Here is a 21,084-nt window from a genome sequence, read left to right as displayed (position 1 = left end):
AGCCTATTTTAAGGTATGTTGACCAACGCTTCATATGGCTGAATACGCGTTGGCCAAAACCTCGGTTCTGGCAAAAGCCGTACAACCGACAACACCTCCGGAAGTTCCGGAGTCTTCTCGCGTAAACGTGCACGCGGCCGTCAGCCGTTTTTCTGTTCTATACGAGCGCATCCGCAACGCGGTCGACTATAAAGATGATCACCTACTGCGTAAGGCTGCGATTTTTCGCATCCTCAAACGCCAGCTCTCGCTCGAAACCGACCCGAATATTATTGGCGGTAATTTGATCCGTGAATTGATTGCGGCCCGCTATCTCCCCAACGGAGCAATTCATGAAGAGATGGGGGACAAGGCCGGTAGTGTCGTCCGTAAATATTTGGCGTGCCGTCGTGTAAACGCAGGCTCCGAAGCTTATGCTGAATGGTTGCTTGGTATTATTTCTGCCGAACTGGAAGAATTGCTAGATGATCACTCCGAGTCCAAGACCTTTGTAAACTTTTTGTTTGAGCAGCTCTGTGAGCGCATCACGGTCCGCGATAATTTACTGGACGATACCGAGCGTCGTCTTCAAGTGTACGTTGCCTGTCATCGCCTTTTGGAAAAGGCAGATGATGAAATGGTTGGTTTCAAGCTCGTTCGTGCTTTTGAACCGCAATGGATGAAGCCGGAAGAATGGGCAGACTCGCCAACAGAGATGGCGCTTACCATCGTTGAGACAGAAAAACGCGTGCGCAGTGTTTTGACGCATCGTTTTTCCAACAAATTTTTGTCGGCGGTAAAGCCATGGTCCATTTCTTTAAATATTCTTCGCTCTGCATTACATGAAGACCCGCCGAAGGCCGCAGCGCTGCTTGCGGATCCTGTGAAGCTGCATATGGCAGTCGAGCGTATTGCTGACCGCCGTATCAAAGATTCAAAGTCAAAACTTCGTCGCGGCACCATTCGTGCCATGATCTATCTTTTTGCGACAAAAATGCTATTTGCATTGATCATGGAAGTACCTTCTGAACGAGTTATTTACGGGACCGTTCACCAAATCCCTCTAGCGATCAATGTCTTTTTTGCTCCGGTTTTGATGTTTTTTGTAGGACTGATGATCCGTCCGCCGGCAAAGGAAAATATCCTGCGCATCAAGCGTGGTGTCGACGAACTGCTTTCCTCAGAGGGGCCAAAAGGACGTGAAATCCGTATTGCGCGTAAACGGGGTTGGTTTGGCGCGCTCATGTTTAGCTTGGCTTATCTTTTTACTTTTCTCGTGAGCTTTGGTTTGGTGTATACGTTCTTAATGGTATTGCATTTTACCTGGGTGAGTGCACTTATCTTCCTATTTTTCCTTTGCGTCGTCAGCTTCTTTGCGTTCCGTCTACGCAACTCTTCCCGCGAGTTCGTCGCCGTCGAGCGACCGGATAACATCGGCACGATCATCGCTGATTTTTTCTCGCTTCCGGTTTTACGCGTCGGACGCTTGCTTTCAGAAACCCTTTCGCGGTTCAATGTATTCATTTTCTTCTTTGACTTCATTATCGAGGCGCCATTCAAAATCTTTTTGAATCTGCTCGAGGAATGGTCGGCCTTTATGAAAGAGAAGAAGGAACAGCTACAATAGGCCTATGAAATCATTTGATCGTGCGCATTGGCTCAAGATCGGTATTCTTGTCGTATACGTCGCCATCGTGGCCGCGATCTATCTCGTCTTGTACCTGAATCAAATCCCACTGCGTACTGTCCCTGGAATTATCGAGATGAACGTGCGCGCTGCCGGGTTTTGGGGGCCGCTTGTGCTTCTGGCATTCGCAGCTTCTTCAAGTATTATTCCATTTCCCTCCGCAGGTGTTTCTGTGATTTCCGGAGTCCTTTTTGGACCATGGATGGGCGCGTTGCTCGCGGTACTTGGGCTCAATCTCGCTGCGGCAGTAAGTTTCTGGTTAAGCCGATATTTGGGGCGCCACTTTGTGAGCGAGAGTGAGCGTGGATGGGTCAAAGAATACGACGATTTGCTGTCCGAGCAGGGCTTTGTGACTGTGTTGGGTTTGCGTCTGCTCATGCTACCATTCGATTTTATCGGATACGCGGCTGGCCTTACCCGCATGCCATTCCGACAGTTTATGGCTGCCAGCATCATTGGCTCCATACCGGCGACGGTAAGTTTTGTTGTTTTGGGCGAATCGCTTTCCTCGCCGCGTACATGGGGGCTATTTGCCGTGCTCTTTTGTATTTCTCTCGCCATCGCATTCTTTATCCGCCGATCCAATTGGGGTAAAAAGTTGATTTTGGTCAAACCGGAAAAGAGCCCGGAAGATTTTGAAAAGGATGTTTAAGCTCGCTTCATCGTCACCCCAAGGTCGACGCGGTTCTCTCGAGACGCCTCACGGCACCCTCGAGACGCCTTTTTTTATGCCGATCGCAACCAAAGGCGCGGTCAAAACCCTGTCGTCTTTCGATATCGAACAAATCGGTTCGCCGATCATCCTTTCGAACGCCTACCACTTGTGGCTCCGCCCCGGCATGGAAGTCATGAAAGAATTTGGCGGACTTCATAAGTTGATGGACTGGAAGGGCGCGATTCTCACCGACTCGGGCGGTTTCCAAGTATTCTCGCTTTCCGGGCTTCGCAAGCTCTCGGAAAACGGTGTCGAGTTCCAATCCCACATCGACGGCGCCAAGCTCATGCTGACGCCTGAGCTCTGCATGCAAATCCAGCGCACGATCGGCTCGGACATCGTGATGGTTCTTGATGTCTGCACGGCGTTACCCGCTACACGCGACACGCTTCTCGCGTCATTGGAGCTGACGACGAAATGGGCCAAACGATCGAAAGAAGAATTTGAACGCACGAGAGAGGGGAGCGTAAACCCGGGTGCCAAGCTTTTTGGAATCGTTCAAGGCGGTACGGATATTGAGCTGCGAATGCGAAGCGCTCGCGAGCTCGTAGAAATCGGATTCGACGGCTACGCCATCGGCGGCCTCTCGGTCGGCGAACCGTTCGAAGAAGCCTGCAAAGTTTTGGAAGCGCTCGACGACATTCTCCCCAAAGACAAACCGCGCTACTTCATGGGCGGTGCAAAACCGCACGAAATCGTCGAGTACGTAAAACGCGGCATCGACATGTTTGATTGTGTTTTGCCTACACGCAACGCCCGTCACGGCCAACTCTACAGATTCGTTCATGATGACTTGTCCAAGCCGGATTTCTACGAAGCCGTCCAAATTACGAACGAAAAATGGAAGAACAGCCACGAGCCAATCGGCAAAACAGGGGAGTTAGCCCGCTACTCGATGGGCTATCTTCGCCATCTCTTCACCGTCGATGAAATGCTCGGCCAACGCCTCGCGACGATCAACAACGTCGCGTTCTATATCGAGCTGATGGACAAAATTCGAAAAAGCGTATAAAAGGTTGGCCGGAGGTTGAGATGTATTTTGGTTTGGAAGTGTTCGTTGCGTTTGTCCTCGGTGCGTTCTGCACCGCCGTATCGCTCGGCATCGTCGTCGCGTATCTGTTCAAACGGCTGCTCGATCTGACGAGCAACGAGTTTGAGCGTCAACTCAAGAACCAGCAGCGTGACGCCCAGGCCCAACGTTCACTCGCATCCGTCGACGACAAGCCAAAAAAGGCCGCGTCATCCACGGCAACTTCCAGAAAAAGTCCAAGGACCCCGATGAATCCGGTCCCCATGGAGCCGCCTGAACCCCGTTCCAAAACTTTGGAGCGGGGTTTCATTTTTCATGATGCGTGACTATGATGCGTAATCATGAACCCCGACCCGCTCTTCGAAGGCCTGAACGAAGCCCAAGCCTCGGCCGTCATGCATAAGGACGGACCTTTGATGATTGTCCGCTACGCGCATCTTCTTTCGCAAGAGGGAATTTCCTCGGAGAACATTCTCGCGCTCACGTTCACCGAGAAGTCGGCTACGGAGATGGAAGATCGTGTCCTTAAACTTCTGGAAACCGGAACCTACGATTTTTGGATCTCGACCTTTCACGGTTTTTGCCAGCGCATTCTAGAAGCACACGCACTTGAAATCGGCTTACCAAATAAGTTTCGATTACTCACATCAACAGACGCTTGGCTGCTTCTCAAACGCCGAATGATGGAGCTGCCGCTCGATCACTATCGACCACTTGGAAATCCGGTGAAGTTTCTGCGCGCTTTGCTCCAGCATTTCTCACGTGCAAAAGACGAGGACGTTACTCCGGAAATGTATCTCAAGTTCGCCCAGGATGTTACGCTCGACGGCGACGCAGAATTCGTCACAGGCGAGCGCAAGCGTTTGCAGGAGCTCGCTGATATTTATTTTGCCTACCGCAAAATCCTGCGCGAGGAGGGGAGTCTCGACATGAATGATCTCATCATGGAGACGCTTCGACTCTTTCGCGAACGCCCCGCCGTTCTGGAAAAGTATCGCAAGCAATTCCGTTACATCATGGTCGATGAGTTTCAGGACACCAACTGGGCGCAGTATGAAATGTTGAAATTGCTCTGCGGCAAAGAACGCAACATGACGGTCGTCGGCGATGATGATCAGGCGATCTATAAATTCCGCGGCGCATCGCTTGCCAACATTCTCCAATTCCGTGACGACTTCCCAGAAGCAAAAACAGTCGCGCTCGTAGAGAATTATCGCTCACACAAAGAGATTCTTGATGTCGCCTATCGCTTCATCAAAAAGAACGATCCCAATCGTTTGGAAGTCCGACTCGCTGGTACGGGGCTCTCCAAAGAACTGAAAGCCATGCGCGGTGAAGGCGGTTCCGTCGAGGTGATCTGGAAGAAAACGGTCGAAGATGAAACAGAGGCTGTCGCCGCTGAGATCAAGAGGCTCAAAGAAAAAGATCCAGAAGCCACCTGGAACGATTTTTGCGTTCTCGTCCGATCCAATGACGGCGCCGAGCCGTTCATCCATACATTCGACCGGGCTGCCATTCCATTCCAATTCATGGCGCTTCGAGGTTTATACGGAAAGCCCGCCGTACTCGACGTCATGGCAATTTTGTCTCTTCTCGACGCCTATCATGAATCTCCAGCTGTATGGCGCGCACTCAATCTGGGCTGTTACCCGATGGCGGCAAAAGATATTGCCGAGCTGCTGCAATACTCCAACCGTAAAGGTCTGACGCTTTGGGCTTCGTTAAAACAGGTTCGAGACGCGCACATTTCGGAAGACGGTACCCGCATTGTAGAAAAACTTGTTTCACATATAGAGGGCCTCGCGGAAACAGCAAAACGTGAAACGCCTCTGCGCGTACTCCAGCTTGCGCTCGATAAAAGCGGCTACCTCGCCATGGTCATGCGTTTGCCTGAGCGCGAGAAACGCGAATATATCCAGCACTTGAATGGTTTTGCCGAACGCATCAAGCGTTACGAACGTTCAACGCACGGCCCATCGCTTCGCGGCTTTCTTGAGGAGTTGCGTCAAGAAATCGATTCCGGAGAAGAAGGCGGTCTCGACTTTGATCCCGACGCCGGCCCTGAGCTCGTAAAAGTCATGACGATTCACGCGTCCAAAGGTTTGGAATTCAAATACGTCTTTATTGCATCTCTCGTCGATCAACGCTTCCCGACACGAGCCCGTACCGACGCTATCCCGCTACCAGATGGGTTGGTAAAGGAACGTTTGCCAGAAGGCGATGTTCATCTGGAAGAAGAGCGCCGTCTTTTTTACGTGGCGATGACTCGCGCCAAAAACGCTCTCTACTTGAGCGGCGCCTCGCATTACGGGGGAGCGCGCGCCAAAAAACCGTCCGCGTTCCTCAATGAATCCTCGCTTGAGATTCCGGTGATCGCTGGCGATCTCACCGCCGACGCCCGCCGTCTCGAACTTCACGAACCAGAAGAAGACCCGCGTGCCGACTTAGTTCACTACGAACTCAAAAAGAAATTCAGTTTCACCCAGCTTGCGACATTTCGTAAGTGCCCGTACTCGTACAAGCTCGAGCATATTTATCGCATTCCAAAATTTGGCACGTATCAAAAAAGCTTCGGTCAAAGCGTCCACAATACCTATCAGCACATCATGCAATTACATGAGCTGCGCGGAAAAGCCGCGCAGGGCTCACTTTTTGGTGAAACGACCGGACCTTTTGAAACAACGGAAGGCGGTTTTCGTGTCACGCTCGCCGAGGCGATGGCGATGTTTGAAGAAGACTGGATCGATGAATGGTACGAGTCACGTGAACGTCATGACGAGTATAAAGAGAATGGCAAAAAAGCCGTTAAAAACTTCTGGCAGCATTGCGCGGTTAAAGCGCCGGATACCGTTGGTGTAGAAGAGCCGTTCACGCTCATTCTCGGCCTCCATTCGCTCAAAGGAAAAATTGACCGCATCGATAAAGGCCCTGGTGACACAGTTTGCATCGTCGACTACAAAACAGGAAAAGCAAAAGAGGAATTATCCGCAGAAGACAAAGAGCAGCTGCACCTCTATCAGGTTGCTCTTGAAGAACGCGGTCTCAAGGTTTCCTCGATGAAGTATATTTACGTTATCGATTGGGTAGAAACTGACGTCGATGTTCTGAAGGAAGAGAAACGCGAAGCCTTTCTCGGTAAATTGCAGGAACGCATGGAAGCCATCGTTACTTCCGACTTTGTTGCAACGCCAGAACCGTTCACCTGTAAATATTGCGACTTCCGTAATATCTGCGAGTTCAAGAAGCTTTGATATGGCATTCCAACCCATCCGCCGTATTCTCCCCGGAGCCGTGCAAAAAGCCGGAATCTCGCGCCAAGTTGAGGCGACGCGCGTTTTGGAGATCTCCAAAGAATGTCTCGCAAGACTTTGGGACGAGGAAAAAGCTTCGCATGTCGACGCCGTCTCTTTTGCCGGAGGGGAGTTGCGCCTCTTATCGCATGTACCGGCAGCTGTTCAAGAGCTTCGCATGTGGGATGTCCGTCTGCGCAATGAAATTAATCGCCAACTGGGAGGGAAAATCGTACACACATTGAGAATCATGCACGGCTGACGTATCCTATTGCCATGGGATATCGGTCTTTTCTTGGACTCATGGCAGCCGTGGCCCTTGTGGCCTGCGCCTTGCTTGTCTATGTCATCGTGAATGTGAATCCTGATGAAGCAGGGCTCATGGGCCTCACAGCCTTTTATATCGCCTTATACGCCTCGCTCGTGGGACTCATAAGCTTTGGCGGAATCATTTTTCGAGTCCATGTCCGGGGGAGAAAGCAAACGGCTTATCGCGAAGTTCGAATCGCGTTTCGTCATGGGTTGCTGCTCGCAGGTGTTGCCGTAGCCGCCTTGATCCTGTCATCGCTAGGTTATCTCGCCTGGTGGAATTTTCTGCTTTTATTGGCGGCCGTAGGCACTCTGGAATACGTCTTTTTAACGATTCAGGAAAGTAGGCGCGGTTGAGCTCTTGACGGGCGTGGCAAACTCGGTAGCCGGACGGTAGGATAGGCCCACTATGAAGTGGCCTTCGATCTTTGGCCGGCTGACCAAGCAGTTGGGAATTGACTTGGGCACGGCAAATACCCGCGTTTTCGTAAAAGGCCGCGGGGTCGTCATTAATGAACCGTCTGTTGTAGCTATTAACCGCCGCACCAATCAGGTGATGGCGGTCGGGGAGGATGCACTCTCGATGGTTGGAAAGACACCGGCGCATATTCAGGTTACGCGTCCGCTTCAGCGCGGTATCATCGCCGACTTTGAAGTCACGGAAAAAATGCTGCGTTACTTTTTTGAAAAAGTTCACGAAGACAAGGCTTTTGCGATTCCTCGTCCTTCGGTCGTAATCTGCGTACCGCTCGATGTAACGGAAGTAGAACGCAAAGCTGTCGGCGATGCGGCAACCGCCGCCGGAGCACGTGAGGTGCTTGTCGTTGAAGAACCGATCGCTGCCGCCATTGGCGCCGGTCTCGCGATCGGGGAGCCGTTTGGCAACATGATCATCAACCTCGGTGCCGGCTCCACGGAAATCGCTGTCATCTCTTTGAATGGCGTTGTCACTTCCAAGAGCATTCCTATCGCTGGAGATGAATTGAACAAAAATATTATCCAATACGCTCGCGACGTTTTTAACATTCTTCTAGGCGAGCGCGTTGCAGAACAAATCAAAGTCGCCATCGGTTCCGCTGTCGAGCTGCCAGAACCTTTGGAAGCAACCATGCGCGGACGCGATCTTCTCTCCGGTCTTCCGCGCGAAATCTCGGTCAACGATGCCCAGATTCGTGAAGCGCTTGGCCGTTCCATTAAGTCGATCATCGATCAAACGAAAGCAATTTTGGAAATTACGCCTCCGGAACTCGTCGCTGACATTCAGCAGCGAGGCATTGTGATCACGGGCGGGGGAGCATTGCTCCGAGGATTGGATCAGGCTCTATCGCGCGGTACCGGTTTGCCTGTGCGTGTCGCCGATGACTGTCTGCATTGCGTTGTGCGCGGGACGGCGCACCTAATCGATAACCGTGCGCTGCTTGCAGAAGTTGCCATCCCGGCCACCGATCTCGTAAAGTCGATTTAATGACATGAACAGTTCTTTGCGATGGCTCTGGCTTCTTGCCGCCGTCGTGGTGGTGGCGGTTTTAGCGTTGGCCGGTTTATTCCGTCCCATCGGCGAGCTCTCGCGCTTTGGAAGTTTGCCCGTGATCCGCCTTGTGAGCGGCTGGTCGAGCTCTGCAACAGACAATGTCGACTCCCGTATCAAAGAATTGGAAGCCCGTGTTTCAACGCTCGCTGTCGATTATGTGCGCCTGAAAGCATTGGAAGAAGAAAACCAAACATTGCGCGCACAAGCCCGCTTTCTTGATCGATCCGGCTACGACAGTGTCGGCGCCCGTGTTATTGGCCGTGATGTCAGCGGAAAGCGCGCGCTATTAACGATCGATCGCGGCGGGGATGATTCATTGGAAATCGGCCAAGCCGTTATTACGGATCAGGGCGTCTTCATCGGCAAGATCAGCCAGATTCTGGACCGCGTCGCAACCGTCGAGCTCGTCACAGATCCAAGAAGCCGCGTAGCAGCATCGCTACAAACCGATGGACAGTTGGCCGGTATTATTGAGGGGCGGGGAAATGGAGCTGGAGTATTGACCTACATCCCGTCATCCGAGTCACTCGTCGCCGATCAGCTGATTGTCACAGCAGGAACGGAAGATAAGGTTCCGGGTAATCTTCCGATCGGCGTCGTGAATACCGTTGAAGGTAAACCAACGGATCCGTTTATGAACGCAACGATCGAGCCGATCATTTCCCTCGACCGCGTCGTCTTTGTTTCCGTGTTGCGCCCAACAGCGCTGCGCCCACGCCTATGATCTGGCGCTGGTCGATCGTGATCATTGTCGGCCTTTTGGCCGGTCTCTGGGAAGTTGCTGTTTTGCCATTCTTGCCGCCTGAATTTGCTTTTCATCCGTTATTGCCTTTAGCGGTGCTCCTTCTTGTTTCGAGCGCGCGTGGCCGAGCATTTGCTGCCCTGATCGCCGGAGCTTCCGTCCTCGACGCCTATGGCTGGGCTCATCTCGATGTAGCAACGCTACGCTTATCCATGGTTCTCTTGATCCTTGATGCCGCTTCGCATCGCTTTCTAACGAATCGCTCGGTTTACGCATCGGTTGCCCTTGTCTTACTAGGCCGTCTGTTGGAATGGCTGGGATCATTCATGCTGTCTGCTGTTGGTAGTTGGCTCGATCCATCGCGCTATCCATGGCATTTACCGATTGAGCCATGGTGGATTCTTGTCTGGGATGCTATAAGCGTAGGCATGGGTTTCTTGCTCATCGCCTCCTTCACGAGGCGATTCGTGACGCTCGGCCAGCGGGAGACAACATTTTAATATGCGTGGAAGAGATTTTCAGCATGAGGTGCTGTTTGAAGAATCAACAACGACCGTGCGCGGTCAGTCTCTTTTTGTTGGCCGGGTGTTTCATCGTCGCCGTTTCTTTGTTGCCGCTTGTATTCCGATCCTGGTCCTGGCCGGACTCGGTTTCCGCGCTAGCTGGATGCAGGTTGTTCAAGGCGCAGAATATCGCAGCAAAGCAGAAGCTAACCGATTGCGTGAACAGTCGATCTTACCTCGCCGCGGCATCATCCGCGATCGCCAAGGCCGTATTCTCGCCGATAATATTCCGCGTTTCCAAGTGACGCTGACACCGTTGGAGCTCCCGCGTGCGCAAGAAGAAATGGATTCCGCCCTCGGTCGTGCAGCGCGTATTCTTGGTCTTTCGATTGTTGATCTGCAATCGCTCGCAGCCGCAACCTCTACCGCGCGTGATGAAACATACGCCATCTCAGAAAACGTTTCCTATGAACAGGCAATGGCTTTTGCGATCGCTCTCCCTGAGCTTCCCGGTTTTGATCTGCAAGTCGCCGCCCGCCGCCGTTATCCATTTTCCGGAGAAATCCAAAGTCTCTCTCATGTCCTTGGCTATGTCGGAAAGCTCTCACAAGATGAGCTCGCAGCCAATCGTGGCAACGGTTATGTGCGAGCCGATGAAATCGGAAAAACCGGACTGGAGCGTTCTTATGAAAGTCTTTTGCGTGGACAAAAGGGATCCCGAACCAGCGAGGTCGATGCCCGCGGCCGCATCAAGGCGCTTGTCGGTGAACATCCTCCTGTCGATGGCACGGATGTCCGTCTCTCACTCGATCTCGATCTTCAGCGTGCTTCAGAGCGGGCGCTTCGTGATGCCCTGACAAGCGCTAAAGTAACAAAAGGCGCTGTGGTAGCAATGGATCCTCGCGATGGTTCCATCCTTGCTCTCGTCTCATGGCCATCATATGACGACAACCATTTTTCTGGAGGAGTATCATCAACGGCCTATAAGGCATTGATTGAGAATCCGGATCAGCCGCTTTTTCCGCGCGCATGGGCAGGTACCTATCCATCTGGATCGACCGTAAAAATTGTCGTCGCGGCAGCTGCGCTCGCAGAGCGTGTCATTACTCCGGCGACAACGATCTTTTCTTCTGGTGGTATCCGTGTTGGGCCTTGGTTTTTTCCTGACTGGAAAGCGGGCGGTCATGGCTCTGTGAATGTTCGTGGCGCCATCGCCTGGTCGGTCAACACGTTTTTCTACACGGTCGGCGGGGGATATGAGTCGCTCGTCGGTCTCGGCGTCGATCGTTTAACGGATTGGTATCGACGCTTCGGCCTCGGCTCCAAAACCGGTATCGACTTGCCTGGGGAGGGAAGTGGTTTTGTTCCAAGTCAGAAATGGAAAGAAGAAACCAAAGGCGAACGTTGGTTCGTAGGAGATACCTACAACCTATCGATCGGACAAGGTGATTTGCTTGTTACGCCGGTTCAAGTGGCTGCCTATACATCAGCGATAGCGAATGGCGGATTTAAAGTCACGCCTCGCCTCGAGTTCCCAAACGCCGCTCCGACCTCGACGCTAACCGGAGATCGTTTGGCTGACGCGGATATTGTTACTGTTGTCCAGCAAGGCATGCGCGAGAATGTGACCTATGGCTCCGGTCGCGCTTTAGCAGACATGCCGGTTCCTGTTTCCGGAAAAACGGGTACGGCCCAGTGGCACTCGGAAAAGAACTTCCATGCCTGGTTTACCTCTTACGCGCCATCGGAAAATCCGGAGATTGTCGTAACGGTGCTGCTGGAGGAAGGTGGTGAAGGTTCTGCAGTCTCTGTCCCGGTCGCTAAGAAGATTCTCCAGGCTTGGTGGGACCTTAGACGTAGTCGGGGAGGAGCCTTCTAAGGAGATTGACAGCTAGAAGTGTCCTCAGGTACGCTCAAATAAATTGGCGTGTCCGCTGCGGCGGACCCGCTTTTCATTCTCCCACATCTTAGAATAACGAAAGACTATGTCTGCCCAATACGTCTCACCCGAGTTTCTGACCAAGCTCAATGCCGAGTTGAAAGACCTCAAAACGGTTAAGCGCCGCGAGCTCGCCAACCGCATTGAAGCTGCCAAATCCCTTGGTGATCTTTCAGAAAACGCAGAATACCACGAGGCAAAAGATGCTCTCGGTTTTGTCGAGGGACGCATTTTGGAAATCGAGGACTTGCTCAAGAACGCTATCGTCGTCGAGCAGGAAGCGAATGCGAGTAATGTTCGCGTCGGATCAACCGTGACTGTTTCAGTGAACGGCAAAGAAAAAAACTTTACGATTGTCGGTTCCAACGAGGCAGATCCGCTCACAGGTAAGATCTCTAACGAGTCGCCGATCGGCCGCTCGCTGCTTGGTTCCAAGGTCGGCGATCAGGTGGAAGTTGAGACCCCGGCCGGAACGACGGTGTACGAGGTCAAGCACATCGGTTAAACTCTTGGCCGTATGCCAGAGGAACGAGATGTACGTCTCACAAAGCTGGAGGCCCTCCGCCAAGCGGGGATGGATCCATATCCAAAGACCGCAGAGCGCACCCATGAAGTAGGGGAGCTGCTCTCGGATTTTGAGACATTCGTAAAATCCGCAGAACCAGTCGTTCTCGCCGGACGCATCATGACGATCCGTGTTCACGGCGGCATGATGTTTGCGGATATCCGCGATGAAAGCGGCCAGCTCCAGCTTGTCTTTAAAGAAGACTCGTTAAACGAGGCTTTCAATCTTTTTCGTGACAGCATCGACCCGGGAGATTTTGTAGAAGCTCACGGCGCAGCCTTTCTAACCAAGCGAGGTGAAAAGTCGTTGCTGATTGCAGACTGGCGCATCTTGTCTAAAGCGCTTCTTCCATTGCCTGAGAAATGGCATGGCTTGTCCGATGTAGAGATCCGTTTCCGCCAGCGTGAACTCGACCTCATCTCTAATCCGGATGTACGTCAGCGTTTTGTCATCCGCTCGCGCCTCGTTTCATCCATGCGCTCCTTCCTCGACGAGAGCGGTTTTCTTGAAGTCGAGACGCCTGTTCTCCAAGCGTTGGCAGGCGGCGCCGCAGCTCGACCATTCACCACGCATCATAATGCGCTCGGCATCGATCTTTATCTCCGTATCGCTCCGGAACTTTTCTTGAAGCGGCTCGTCATCGGCGGAATGGAGAAGGTGTATGAAATCGCGCGCTGCTTCCGTAATGAAGGCATCGACCATAGCCACAATCCAGAATTCACGCAGATCGAGCTCTACTGGGCTTATGCTGGCAAAGAACCTTTCATCACCTTTATCGAGTCGATGGTAGCGGCCATGCTCAAAGGAGCCTTCGGATCGACGATCATCAAGCGTGAAAGCGGAGATCTCGATTTCACCGGCCCATGGCCACGCGTCACCTTCCGTGAAGCGATCAAACAAGCCACATCCATTGATATCGATGAGATTAAAGATATTCCGGCTCTCAAGGCCGCAGTGAAGGCGGCCAAAGTCAAAGTCGATTTCAAGGGCTTGGTCGGCATGGGTGAGCACTTGGACGAACTCTACAAGAAAACCGCACGTGCCAAACTCGCTGGTCCGGTTTGGGTATTGGAGTATCCGGTAGCGATGAAGCCGCTTGCAGGCCGTAGTCCGGAAGATCCGGATAAGAGCGCAACAGCTCAGCTCGTCGTCGACGGCGCAGAAATCATCAACGCTTACTATTACGAGCTGAATGATCCAATTGACCAGCGCTCACGCTTCGACGAGCAGCAAAAACTTTCTGAGGAGGGGAGCGAGGAAGCTCAGCCTAAGGATGAAGAGTTTTTGACGGCTCTTGAACACGGCATGCCGCCAACTTCTGGTATGGGCATGGGTATCGATCGTCTCGTCGCGATTTTGACCGGAGCTCCATCGCTCAAAGAAGTGATTTTATTCCCAACACTCAGACCTGTGACGCAAGTTTCAGCACCAAGTCTGAAGATTGGAGCTGAGCTGCAGAAACCCAAAGTAAAGATTGATAACGAAGAATAATATGCTCGACATACGCTTTGTCCGCGAGAATATCGACGCGGTCCGTCAAAATATTGCCAATCGCGGCGTTTCCGTAGACCTCGATGCTCTGCTTGAGCTCGACGCCGGCCGTCTTGTTTTATTGCGCGAGGTCGAGGCGATGCGCAAAGAGCGTAATGAAGTGGCTGATGCGATGAAATCGGCAACGCCGGATACGCGTCCTGCTTTGATCGAGCGCGGAAAAAAACTCAAAGAAGATGTTTCTGCGAAAGAATCCGATTTGGAAATGGTGGAGAAGGCTTGGCGAGAAGAGGCGTTGAAGCTGCCAAACATCACGCATCCGGACGCTCCTATCGGTAAAACGGATGATGACAACAAAGTGATCGATACCGTCGGTGAAATCCGCAAACTCGAGAAACCGCGTTCCCATGTCGAGCTTGCTGAAATGCATGACTTGATCGACTTTGAACGTGCTGCCAAAACCACTGGTGCAAAATTTTATTTTTTAAAGGGCAAGCTTGCGATCCTTGAGCAGGCGATGATCACTTGGGCCATTCGAGAAATGGCTGCGGAAGGATACATGCCGATGAGCACGCCGGATCTCGCCAAGGACGATGTACTTGTCGGCGTTGGCTTTAATCCGCGCGGCCCGGAAGCGCAGATATACTCGATTGAAAACTCGGACCTTTCGTTGATTGGCACAGCCGAGATTACGCTCGGCGGCTATCATAAGGACGAAATTCTGGATGAAGCTTCGCTCCCAATTAAATTCGCCGGGATCTCACATTGCTACCGCACCGAGGCTGGTGCCTACGGCCGCGAGTCCTACGGCCTCTACCGCGTCCACCAGTTCTCCAAAGTCGAGTTATTCGTCTTCTGTGCTCCAGAGCAATCGGAAGCCGTGCACGCGGAATTACGGCGTCTGGAGGAGCGTCTATTCCAAAAGCTCGGCATTCCATATCAAGTCGTCGATATTTGCACGGGCGACCTCGGAGGCCCTGCTTATCGAAAGTTCGACCTTGAAGCCTGGATGTGGGGCCGCGGAGAGGGGAAGGGTGGTTACGGTGAAGTTACATCGACTTCCAACTGTACGGACTACCAAGCTCGCCGTCTCAACGTTCGATTACGCCGCAAAGACGGTACGCTCGACTACGCTCACACCTTGAACGGAACCGCGATTTCATTAGCTCGCGCACTCATCGCCGTACTTGAAAACCATCAAAACGAGGATGGCTCCATCACGATTCCGGAGGTATTGGTGCCATTCACTGGATTCGATAAAATCGGTTAAGCATGAATCCTAAGACTTGGATTGAAGTCTCAGAATCGGCCCTGCGCCACAATGCGCAGGCCTTTTTGAACCTTGCTGGAAAAGCCAAAGTGATGGCGGTCGTAAAGTCGAATGCTTACGGCCACGGCTTGGTTGAAAGCTCTCGTATCCTGTCGAAAAGCGGGGTGCACTGGTTCGCTGTCGATCATATCGATGAAGCCCTCACACTCCGGCATTCTGGAATTCGTAAACCGATTCTCGTGCTCGGCTACACACCCAATCACCGCTTGATCGATGCAGTAAAAAATAACATCTCTGTCGTTGCTTATAACGCGGAAACAATCAGAGCGCTGGGAAAGGGGAGGGGAGCAGCCAAGATTCATTTACCGATTGAAACGGGTCTGACACGCGATGGCGTGCGCCTTGAAGATCTTTCGTCACTGATCCGATTGATAGGGAAGTATCCCAATATTGAAATCGAGGGAACATTCCTACACTTCGCCAACATCGAAGATACCAAATCCCGAGCCTACGCCGATCACCAACTTGATGTATTTCAAAAAGCATTAGCTATTTTAAAAGAACACAAAATTGATCCAAAATTCAAACACACAGCTTCTAGCGCCGCATCCATTTTGTACTCAGACACACATTTCAATCTTTTGCGTGTCGGTATCGCTATGTACGGCCTCTGGCCAGCGGAGACCACGCGTCACGCGTCACGCGTCACGCGTCGTGGGTTCGAATTACGGCCGGCACTATCCTGGAAATCAATTGTCGCGCAAGTGAAGTCCGTAAAAAAAGGAACGCCGATCAGCTACGGATTAACCGAGAAGATGCCGCGAGATGGTCAGGTCGCCGTATTACCCATCGGTTACGCAGACGGATTCGACCGCGTCGGTATGTCGCGTCAGGGCCAGGTTTTGATCTGCGGTAAACGCTGCAAAGTCATGGGACGTGTCTGTATGAATATGGCGATGGTCGATGTAACGGGCTTAAAGATTATCGGGCCTGAGTCAGAAGCTGTCTTGATCGGATCACAAGGAAAGCAATCGATAAGTGCAGAAGAAATGGCTGATTTGGCCGGTACGATTAACTACGAGATTGTCGCGAGATTGAATCCGGAAATCCCCAGAATCGTGGTAAAATAGGGTCATGATCCGTGTAGCAGTTTTGCTCGGTGGAATCTCCAATGAGCGGGAGATTTCTTTGAAATCCGGCCAGCAAATCGTTAAGAATTTGGACCGCAAACGCTACCGTGTAACCACCTACGATCCCAAGAGCCAACTAATGCGTCTCATCAAAGATGCAAGAGCCGGAAAAATCGACGTAGCCTTCAACGCGCTCCACGGACGCGGTGGTGAAGACGGGGCTATTCAAGGTTTGCTTGAGTGGTTGGAGATTCCTTGTACCGGCTCCGGTGTCATGGCTTCCGCACTCGCCATGGATAAGGATCGTAGCAAGATGATTTATCGTGAAAACGGGATCCCAACTCCGCCATCGCTCATGGTTGAGCGTGCGGATATTTCGCTTATCCAGAAAAAGCTCGGTAAGCACATCGTGATCAAGCCTAATGCTGATGGTTCGAGTGTCGGTGTAACCGTTAATCCAGCCAAAGCTAAATGGAAGAAACTTATTGAAGCAAGAATCAAAAAAGAAGGTTCCTGTTTGATCGAGGCGTTTCGTGAAGGACGCGAGCTCACGGTAGGTGTTCTTGGCGATGAAGCGCTCCCTGTCATCGAGATCATCCCCAAAAAAGCCTTCTTCGACTTTGAGGCCAAATATACGCCTGGAATGAGCGATGAAATCTGCCCCGCGCCAATTCCTTTGGCTGTCACCAAAAAAGCCCAGCAGCTGGCTTTAAAGGCTCATAAAGCACTTGGATGTCGGGGTTACTCGCGTACGGACATGATCTGGGGTTCAAAAGGGATTGAGGTTCTTGAAACCAACACGCTTCCAGGCATGACGGAAACCTCACTGCTTCCATTGGCGGCTAAAACCTTCGGCTTATCATTCCCCAAGCTTCTCGACCAAATGATCCGGTTGGCGATGAAATAATTAATTATGTCTGACATTAACCGCGCCCTGCGCCAACAGCGTTTCTCCAAGCGCAATGCGGTTTTTTTGATGTTGGGATCTGTTGCGTGTATCGGCTGGCCGTATGTCCTCTTCATGAGCGACGCATTTACGATCAACGAGATCGAGGTGAGGGGAGTGAAGACCATTGATCCGGTAGAAGTGACAAGAGAAGTCTTCCAAAGCCTCGATAACAGGGGAGAGTGGCGGCCTTGGCCAGCCAGACATGCCTGGTTTGTCGATGAAAAAGCTTTGTCACAAGAACTTAAGGATCGTTTATTTGTGGCGAATGTGATTGTGGATAAGTCATATAACAACGTTTTACGACTCTCGATAGAGGAGAGGTCCAAGAAGGTGATCTACCATTCGCACAAGCAATATTTCTGGGTCGATATCCAAGGTGTCGCTACAGAAGAGTTAACCATTGATGAGCGCAAGAATGCGCAAGCTCGTCTGCTTGGCCAACAACTGGCGACAAATGACGATCCGCCAATCATTAAAACCGATTTGGATTACGACATCGCCAAAGGAACGATTTTAACGGACGCCAGACGCGCCAAGGAATGGATTAAGCTGGCTGAAGACCTGAAGTCCTATAAGCTCCAATACCGAGAAGTTGAACCTCCAACAGCCTCTAGCACCTTATTTAAGGTCCTAAGCCATGAGGGTTACGACGTATTAATGGATATAACCGCGCCGTTAGATTTACAGGTAAAGACATACCTAGGATTTATTAAAACAAAGCCGCCAGGACTAAAGCCGTTGGATTACGTAGATGTACGAGTTCCAGGACGTGTTTATCTGAAGGAACAATAAATCAGCTTAAGAATCGATTTGGCTAGAACGCTGATTGAATCCTCCCATGCGACGTATAAGATATATTGTACGACGCATAGGTTTAGAGCTTCGGTAAACATTGAGCTTTTATCCACTCTCCTCCCCTGCGTCCAAAATAATTTTTCCGATCCGATTTCCCGACACTCGTAATAACGAAATATTGCACGTAATTGCTACACAGACTCCTCTACTCATTCGACGACAAAATTTTTATCATTCCTCGTTTTCCATCGATCCGGATTTTCGTTCCATCGCTTAAACGCTTCATAGCTCCTTGAACGCCAAAAATCGCTGGTATCCCCCTCTCTCGACACTGGATGGCTCCGTGGCTCATGGAGCTGCCCGTCTCAGAAACGATCCCTAATACGTTTTTATCCAAAAAAGGAAACCATTCTGGTGTAAGCGCTGATACGATAAGAATGCGAGCCTCTATAAGCCTCTGGGACGATTTGAGGGGTATACTGATACCTTCAACCAAGCCTTCCGATACACCCTGGCCTCTGAGTCCGTCAGAAACGGTAACTGCGGAGCGGAGATCCAACGCATCCCTCTTCGTGATCACGATTGGCAGTTCGATCATTTCTCCTGACGACTGCGTGTACGATGCAAATTTCGTATCTTCACGTAAGACGGCATACAGCTCGCCTACGGTCTTTGGTTCTTTCCACGCAGTGCGTTTCGATGCTGAGCGCAAAGCCCAAATATCAGCCGGAATTGGTCGCGATGATTGCTTCTGCGCAAACTGAGCGAGTATTGAGGCCTTGGCATACGACTTTTCCGGATCCGAATCATTCAACGTGGAATAATACTCACGAGCAAAGCGTTCTAACTCGGAAGACAGTCGAAATACGGATTTGATGCCAGAAAAAAATCCACGCGGAGTCCGAACAGGTTGTCTTGAAGCATCCGAATACAGCCAACCAAACACTAATTGAAAATACTCAGCTGCATATTCGACGTTATAATCGAGACCAAGTTCGATAGCAGCACGATGAAACGCACCTTGCTCGCGATACAAGCCACGAATCATTTGAAATGTTTTTTCATCCGGCCGGGGAGCGGACTCGGCAAAATCATTTCGATCAAGAACAAGTTCAGGTCGGTAAGCAAAGAGTCGCATGACTCGCGCCTCTTCATGATCGAGAGAATCTGCCGCAGGAAGTCTTGTGATGGGTCTCGCCTGAAGAATCCAGAGTTTTTGACCATCCCAAGCCCACTCAATGTCAGCAGGTGAGTTGATAAGTGTCGCAATTTGTAAAATAGATGTTTTTAGCTCTGTTAAAACATTTTCTGGTAATGGATACGAATCCGGAACAAGCTGAACATCCTCCCAAGCATAAGCTCGAACGGCATTTATCTCGCCAGACATCAGTTTTTCATTCGACCCGGTAACAGCATCGATGACCATTACTCCTGGCATATCTTTTGTTGGATGCTGTGAGAACGCTACACCAGAAACCTTCGACTCAACCCAATCCTGAACGATGATCGAGAATCGATCAGCTCCAATCACCATAGCCGCGTGCTTAACGAGCTCCTCGACGGCTTTGGGCACATCTCTGGCTTCAACACGGATACGACTTTCAAATTGCCCGGCAAAGCTCGTCTCGCACCCATCTTCCGCCTCTGCCGAGCTACGAACAGCATATCTCCCCGGCTTCAATTTCAGGTGAGCGATATCGTCATGGCTAAGAACCCAAGCCGTTGGAACAGGTATGCCATTTTTTATCAGCAAATCGAGACCAGAGGCTTTACCGCCAGCCCTATTCCCTGGCGGTAGGGAACCGATGTTCTGTATCATGCAGACCATGGTATCCCCGATCCCCGCACTTGTCCTCTTGGCTCTGATCCTGCCTTTTCCGGCTTTTGCCATTCCTGCCGGAGATATTCTCGGTCCTGCTCTTGCTTGGTTTGCAACGATGGTCGGTTTTGCATCAGCTGGATTCGCGATCATGGGCTCTTGGATCAAGCGCAAAGTTGACTCAGCTTCTCCGCGCGATCGACGTATCACGTTCTCCATCTTCACCCTCGGATTCATCGTACTTGTTTGCGGTATCGGCTACATCGCTTGGTCGCAATATGATGTGATGCAAAAAGAAATCGCCGCGGCACTTGATGCTGATACCAAGAAAGCCCAAGACCGCATTAATAACGCAACCTTCACGCAGCCGCTCATAAATATTCCTCCCCCAACGGTGGATGTCGGCACGCACGATCTTATTTCTACGCGCGTCTCATCCTCCACGAAACTTGTTCCTACGGCGATTTTGAAACAGGTGGTGGCTGAACCTCGCTGGTCAGATCGTATTTTTGTGTTGGATGTTCGTGAGCCTGAAGAGCATGAAATCGGCTATGTCGCTGCTACAACAACGGACATTCGTTACGGCGATCTCCTGCACGATCTCCCCAACCTCCTTCCAAAAGACCGCGATATTCTTGTGCTCTGCTGGACTTCCAAGCGCGGAGAAGAAATCACGACTTTGCTACGAGCGAACGGCTTTCCACGTGCCTTTGCTATCAAAGGCGGTCTTCAAGGTGAGCCGATCCAAGGTATCCCAAATGGCGACCCAGGCTGGATCGATTCCGGTCTCCCCTGGCATGGCGATGATCGCTGGTCAGATCGTTTCACCAATTTTAATTACGTAAGTTTCCCCGAGACCAAGCGCCGATTTGACCAAGGGGCAACCATTGTCGATACGCGTGATCCAGAATTGTTTAACAAATTCCATCTTCCAGGCGCGATCAATATCCCGATCAAATACATGCCGACCTCGGCCGTCTCATCTTCAATCGCCCTCCTCAATCCAAATAGAAAAATTTTGATTGTCACCTGCTCGGAATACGTCGATTGTTTCTACGGCCGCATTCTCGGTGTCAGATTATCCCGCCTCGGCTGGACCTTTGATGAGCCGTTCCGCGATCTCGAGCTCTGGAAACGTTCCGGCTACCCATCACAGCCTTAAGCTTGAAAATCGGCCTACAGAGTGTTAGCTTCGATTTTGAGGTGCTACATGGAAGACGAGGTCACTACTTTTGGTCCTGCCACGGAAATGTGGCTCACGATCCTCACGGCTCCGCTGCTCGAGCTGTTCGATCTCCTATCCCGTCTGTTCTCCTGGGCACGGTGCTGACATGCTGCGT

19 protein-coding genes are annotated in these 21,084 nt (G+C 51.5%); 18 read left to right on the top strand and 1 reads right to left on the bottom strand.

Features of this window, described 5'->3' with window-relative positions:
- The first annotated feature begins 34 nt into the window (after nt 1–34).
- The 17 genes from IPH19_00990 to IPH19_00910 all read left to right on the top strand — a co-directional run bounded on the left by IPH19_00990 (nt 35) and on the right by IPH19_00910 (nt 17,922).
- On the top strand, nt 35–1,606 hold the full coding sequence (locus tag IPH19_00990) for a hypothetical protein (protein QQR61026.1): 1,572 nt from the start codon (nt 35–37) through the stop codon (nt 1,604–1,606).
- A gap of 4 nt (nt 1,607–1,610) precedes the next feature.
- Nucleotides 1,611–2,318, top strand: a complete 708-nt coding sequence (locus IPH19_00985; GenBank protein QQR61025.1) for a TVP38/TMEM64 family protein — start codon at nt 1,611–1,613, stop codon at nt 2,316–2,318.
- Nucleotides 2,302–3,393 carry a tRNA guanosine(34) transglycosylase Tgt gene (tgt, locus tag IPH19_00980; GenBank protein QQR61024.1) on the top strand — a complete coding sequence of 364 codons (1,092 nt, stop codon included), beginning with the start codon at nt 2,302–2,304 and terminating at the stop codon, nt 3,391–3,393. Before IPH19_00985 ends, tgt begins: the two co-directional genes overlap by 17 nt.
- A 20-nt stretch (nt 3,394–3,413) precedes the next feature.
- Nucleotides 3,414–3,737: a hypothetical protein gene (locus IPH19_00975; protein ID QQR61023.1), complete on the top strand. Its 324-nt coding sequence runs from the start codon at nt 3,414–3,416 to the stop codon at nt 3,735–3,737.
- A gap of 15 nt (nt 3,738–3,752) precedes the next feature.
- Nucleotides 3,753–6,662, top strand: coding sequence for a UvrD-helicase domain-containing protein (locus tag IPH19_00970; GenBank protein ID QQR61022.1), 2,910 nt, complete (start codon nt 3,753–3,755; stop codon nt 6,660–6,662).
- A 1-nt stretch (nt 6,663) separates the two neighbouring features.
- Nucleotides 6,664–6,963, top strand: coding sequence for a DUF721 domain-containing protein (locus IPH19_00965; protein ID QQR61021.1), 300 nt, complete (start codon nt 6,664–6,666; stop codon nt 6,961–6,963).
- Between the two features lie 14 nt (nt 6,964–6,977).
- On the top strand, nt 6,978–7,367 hold the full coding sequence (locus tag IPH19_00960) for a hypothetical protein (protein QQR61020.1): 390 nt from the start codon (nt 6,978–6,980) through the stop codon (nt 7,365–7,367).
- 52 nt (nt 7,368–7,419) lie between these two features.
- Nucleotides 7,420–8,475 (top strand): rod shape-determining protein, encoded by a 1,056-nt coding sequence (locus IPH19_00955; GenBank protein ID QQR61019.1) that lies wholly within the window; start codon nt 7,420–7,422, stop codon nt 8,473–8,475.
- 4 nt (nt 8,476–8,479) lie between these two features.
- Complete coding sequence (locus IPH19_00950; protein ID QQR61018.1) at nt 8,480–9,265, top strand: rod shape-determining protein MreC; 786 nt, start codon at nt 8,480–8,482, stop codon at nt 9,263–9,265.
- Nucleotides 9,262–9,783: a hypothetical protein gene (locus IPH19_00945; protein QQR61017.1), complete on the top strand. Its 522-nt coding sequence runs from the start codon at nt 9,262–9,264 to the stop codon at nt 9,781–9,783. The genes IPH19_00950 and IPH19_00945 overlap by 4 nt, the downstream gene beginning before the upstream one ends.
- A gap of 1 nt (nt 9,784) precedes the next feature.
- Nucleotides 9,785–11,665: a penicillin-binding protein 2 gene (gene mrdA, locus IPH19_00940; protein ID QQR61016.1), complete on the top strand. Its 1,881-nt coding sequence runs from the start codon at nt 9,785–9,787 to the stop codon at nt 11,663–11,665.
- Nucleotides 11,666–11,771: 106 nt separating this feature from the next.
- Nucleotides 11,772–12,230 (top strand): transcription elongation factor GreA, encoded by a 459-nt coding sequence (gene greA / locus IPH19_00935; GenBank protein ID QQR61015.1) that lies wholly within the window; start codon nt 11,772–11,774, stop codon nt 12,228–12,230.
- Nucleotides 12,231–12,242: 12 nt separating this feature from the next.
- On the top strand, nt 12,243–13,781 hold the full coding sequence (lysS, locus tag IPH19_00930) for a lysine--tRNA ligase (GenBank protein ID QQR61014.1): 1,539 nt from the start codon (nt 12,243–12,245) through the stop codon (nt 13,779–13,781).
- Between the two features lies 1 nt (nt 13,782).
- Nucleotides 13,783–15,051, top strand: coding sequence for a serine--tRNA ligase (serS, locus tag IPH19_00925; protein QQR61013.1), 1,269 nt, complete (start codon nt 13,783–13,785; stop codon nt 15,049–15,051).
- Between the two features lie 2 nt (nt 15,052–15,053).
- A complete protein-coding gene (alr, locus tag IPH19_00920) occupies nt 15,054–16,181 on the top strand; it encodes an alanine racemase (GenBank protein QQR61012.1) in 1,128 nt (375 codons plus the stop codon).
- 4 nt (nt 16,182–16,185) lie between these two features.
- Nucleotides 16,186–17,088 carry a D-alanine--D-alanine ligase gene (locus IPH19_00915; GenBank protein QQR61011.1) on the top strand — a complete coding sequence of 301 codons (903 nt, stop codon included), beginning with the start codon at nt 16,186–16,188 and terminating at the stop codon, nt 17,086–17,088.
- Nucleotides 17,089–17,094: 6 nt separating this feature from the next.
- Entirely contained in the window at nt 17,095–17,922 is an 828-nt protein-coding gene (locus IPH19_00910) for a hypothetical protein (GenBank protein QQR61010.1), read from the top strand.
- A gap of 208 nt (nt 17,923–18,130) precedes the next feature.
- Here the strand turns inward: IPH19_00910 and IPH19_00905 are convergent, their stop codons facing one another.
- Nucleotides 18,131–19,744 (bottom strand): hypothetical protein, encoded by a 1,614-nt coding sequence (locus IPH19_00905; GenBank protein QQR61009.1) that lies wholly within the window; start codon nt 19,742–19,744, stop codon nt 18,131–18,133.
- 7 nt (nt 19,745–19,751) lie between these two features.
- Here IPH19_00905 and IPH19_00900 point away from each other — a divergent pair, with 7 nt between their 5' ends.
- Nucleotides 19,752–20,906 (top strand): rhodanese-like domain-containing protein, encoded by a 1,155-nt coding sequence (locus IPH19_00900; protein QQR61008.1) that lies wholly within the window; start codon nt 19,752–19,754, stop codon nt 20,904–20,906.
- The last annotated feature ends 178 nt before the right edge of the window (nt 20,907–21,084 follow it).

The organism is Candidatus Uhrbacteria bacterium (genome assembly GCA_016699205.1).
Lineage (GTDB): Bacteria > Patescibacteriota > Patescibacteriia > 2-12-FULL-60-25 > 2-12-FULL-60-25 > CAIXDN01.
This window is presented reverse-complemented; position numbering and strand designations above follow the sequence as displayed.